1 pseudogene is annotated in these 3,891 nt (G+C 72.9%); it reads left to right on the top strand.

Annotated features, from left to right (window positions below):
* Positions 1-161: 161 nt before the first annotated feature.
* Positions 162-3,891: pseudogene (locus ACZ6Q9_RS34130) on the top strand (type I polyketide synthase); the annotation flags it as partial.

Below are 3,891 nucleotides of genomic sequence, written 5' to 3'. Positions count from 1 at the left end.
AGGTGGTGGTGGCGGATGTGCGGTGGGATCGGTTTGTGTCGTCGTTCACGGCGTTGCGGCCGAGCCGGTTGTTCACCGAGATCCCCGAGGCACAGTCGGCCATCGAGGCGGCGGCCCGCACCGAGAACGGCCCCACCGACCAGGTTTCCGCCTTCCGGCAGCGGCTTGCGGCGCTGACGCCGTCGGAGGCCGAGGCGACCCTGCTCGACCTCGTACGCTCCCAGGTTGCCGCGGTGCTCGGCCACGCCACCGTGGAGTCCGTGCCGCCGGACCGGGCATTCCAGCGCCTCGGCTTCGACTCCCTCACCGCGGTCGAGTTGCGCAACCGGCTGACCGCCGAGACGGGCCTCGCGCTGCCCACCACCCTGGTCTTCGACCACCCGACGCCAGCCGCCCTGGTCGCCTTCGTCCGGGAGACCGTGCTCGGCGCCTCCGGCGACGCGCCGGCCGGGCGTACGGTCACCGCCGTCGACGACGATCCGATCGTGATCGTGGGAATGGGCTGCCGCCTCCCGGGCGGCGTCGGATCGCCGGACGAGTTCTGGCAGTTGCTCTCCACGGGACGCGACGGCATCTCCGACTTCCCCCTCGACCGGGGCTGGGACACCTTCCTCGGCAGCGGCCTGTCCGACACGTCCTTCGTCCGCAGCGGCGGCTTCGTCTACGACGCCACCGAGTTCGACGCCGAGTTCTTCGGGATCTCGCCCCGCGAGGCCCTCGCCATGGACCCCCAGCAGCGGCTGCTGCTGGAGACGTCCTGGGAGGCGGTCGAATCCGCCGGTATCGACCCGACCAGCCTGAAGGGAAGCGCGGTCGGCGTCTTCGCCGGCGCCAGCTTCCAGGGGTACGCCAGCGGATCGGTGGGTCGCGCCCAGGAGGTCGGCGGCCACCTGCTCACCGGCAACGCGACGAGTGTGCTGTCGGGTCGGGTGGCGTACTCGTTCGGGTTCGAGGGGCCGGCGATGACGGTGGACACCGCGTGTTCGTCGTCGCTGGTGGCGCTGCACCTGGCGGCGCAGGCGCTGCGGTCCGGGGAGTGCGACCTCGCCCTCGCCGGCGGCGTCTGCGTCATGGCGTCCCCGGCCACCTTCGCCGAGTTCTCGATCCAGGGCGGGCTGTCGGCCGACGGCCGGTGCAAGTCGTTCTCCGAAGCCGCTGACGGCACCGGCTGGTCCGAGGGCGTGGGCATGCTGCTGGTGCAGCGGCTGTCCGACGCGCGGCGGGATGGTCGGCGGATCCTGGCCGTGGTCCGGGCCACGGCGGTGAACCAGGACGGTGCCTCCAACGGCCTGACCGCGCCCAACGGTCCGTCGCAGCAGCGGGTGATCCGGCAGGCCCTCGCGTCGGCGGGGCTGTCGGCCGGGGACGTGGACGTCGTCGAGGCGCACGGCACCGGCACCAGGCTCGGCGACCCGATCGAGGCACAGGCGTTGCTGGCGACGTACGGGCAGGGCCGCGATGAGGCTGCGCCGCTGCTCCTCGGTTCGGTGAAGTCGAACATCGGCCACACCCAGGCGGCTGCCGGCGTGGCGGGGATCATCAAGATGATCTTGGCGATGCGGGCCGGGGTGGTGCCGGCGTCGTTGCACGTGGATGCGCCGTCGTCGCATGTGGACTGGTCGTCGGGTGCGGTGGAGTTGGTGACCGAGGCGCGTGAGTGGCCGGTGGTGGGGCGTCCGCGTCGGGCGGGTGTGTCGTCGTTCGGTATCTCCGGCACGAACGCGCACGTGATCCTGGAGCAGCCGGACTCCGTGTCGGAGTTCGATCCGGTGTCGGCGGTGCAGCCGGCGTCTGCGGCGGGGGAGTCCTCGGCCGTGGCGGTGGAGTCCGTGGCGGGGGAGGATTCCGTCTCGGCGTCCGTCGTGCCGGTCGGGGTGCCGGTGCCGTGGGTGGTGTCGGCGCGGTCGGAGCGTGGTCTGTCGGGTCAGGCGGCGCGGTTGGTGTCGTTCGCTCGGTCCCGCACGGATGTCGCGGTGTCGGATGTGTCGTGGTCGTTGGCGGTGTCGCGGGCGGCGTTGGAGCACCGCGCGGTGGTGTGGGGCTCGGACGCGGACGAGTTGGTGGCGGGGCTGTCGGCTGTCGCCGAGGGCCGGTCGTCGGTGGCCTCGGGTGTGGTGTCGGCGGGTCGTCGGGCGGTGTTGTTCACCGGTCAGGGTTCGCAGCGCGTCGGCATGGGCCGTGAGTTGTATGAGGCGTTCCCGGTGTTCGCGGCGTCCTTCGACGCGGTGTGCCAGGAGATCGATCCGCACCTGCCGCGTCCTCTGCGGGAGATCATGTTCGCCGAACCGGGCAGTGCGGACGCCGCTCTGGTGGATCAGACGGTGTTCGCGCAGGCGGGGTTGTTCGCGGTTGAGGTGGCGTTGTGGGAGTTGCTGTCGTCGTGGGGTGTGCGGGCGGATTTCCTGGCGGGTCATTCGATCGGTGAGGTGACGGCCGCGTATGTGGCGGGGATGTTGTCGCTGACCGATGCGTGTGTGTTGGTGGCGGCGCGGGGCCGGTTGATGCAGGCGTTGCCGGCCGGTGGGGTGATGGCGGCGGTCGGCGCGTCGGAGGAGTCGGTCGTCGAGCTGATCGATCTCACGGGTGCGGCGGCGGACGTCGCGGCGGTGAACGGTCCGGCGGCGGTGGTGGTGTCGGGTGCCGCCGACGAGGTGGCTGTGGTGGTGGCGGCGTCTCGTGAGCGGGGGTGGCGGACGAAGGAGTTGTCGGTCAGTCACGCGTTCCATTCGCGCCTGATGGATCCGATGCTGGACGAGTTCGCGTCGGTGGTGGCGGGGCTGGGCTGGCAGCCGCCGAGGATTCCGATCGTGTCGAACGTGACCGGGGCCGTGGCGGACACGGCGGAGATCACCGACCCGGGCTACTGGGTGCGGCACGTGCGGCAGGCGGTGCGGTTCGCCGACGGGGTGGCGGCGCTGCGGGAGCAGGGCGTCGACACGTTCCTGGAGGTCGGCCCGGACGCCGTCCTCACCGCCATGGCGGTCGAGGCAACGGCGACCGGCGACGACGTGCGGTACGTCGCCGCGCTGCGCCGCAAGCAGCCGGAACTCACCGCCCTCACCGCCGCCGTCGGGCAGCTCTGGGTCGCCGGTGTCGCGGTGGACTGGGCGGCGTACCACGGCCAGGCCGGTGCCCGGCCGCGCGTGGTCGACCTGCCCACGTACGCCTTCGACCGGCAGCGGTACTGGCTGGACGACCCGCAGCCCGGCGCGACCCCGGCGGCCGTCGACGCCCCGTCCGACGAGCGGTTCTGGGCGGCGGTCGAGTCCGGGGATCTCGGCGCGCTGGGCGAGGAACTGGCGGTGGGCGCGGACGAGCCGTCCACGGCGCTGCTGCCGAAGCTCGCCCGGTGGCGGCGGACGACGCAGCAGCGCGCCGCCGTCGACTCCTGGCGGTACCGGGCGACGTGGCGTACGGCGGTCGTGCCGGAATCCGCGACCCTGGCCGGGACCTGGCTGGTGCTGACGGCGCCGGGGCAGGAGAACCACCCGGCGGCCGAGGGGCTGGCCGCCCGTGCCGCCCGGGTGATCCCGGTGCCGATCCCGACCGACGCGGACCGGGACCGGGTGGCCCGGCTGCTGCGGGACGCGATGGGGTCCGCGGACCGGGACGCGAACGTGCTGTCCCTGCTGTCGCTCACCGACCCCAGGGAGCCGGCCGCGGTTCCGGGCGCCGCTGAGGCGTCGAGGGCGCTGACGGTGGTGCAGGCCCTGGCCGAGCTCGGCGGGACGGGCCGGCTGTGGTGGCTGACCCGTGGGGCGGTGTCGGTCGGCAGCTCCGACCCGCTCACCGACGTCGCGGGTGCGGCGGTGTGGGGTTTGGGTCGGGTGGTGGGTTTGGAGTTGCCGTTGCGGTGGGGTGGGTTGGTGGATGTGTCGGGTGTGTGGGATG

Source organism: Micromonospora sp. NPDC049139, assembly GCF_055586845.1.
The sequence above is the reverse complement of the archived record's forward strand: the minus strand, read 5'-3'. Positions and strand labels throughout refer to the sequence as shown.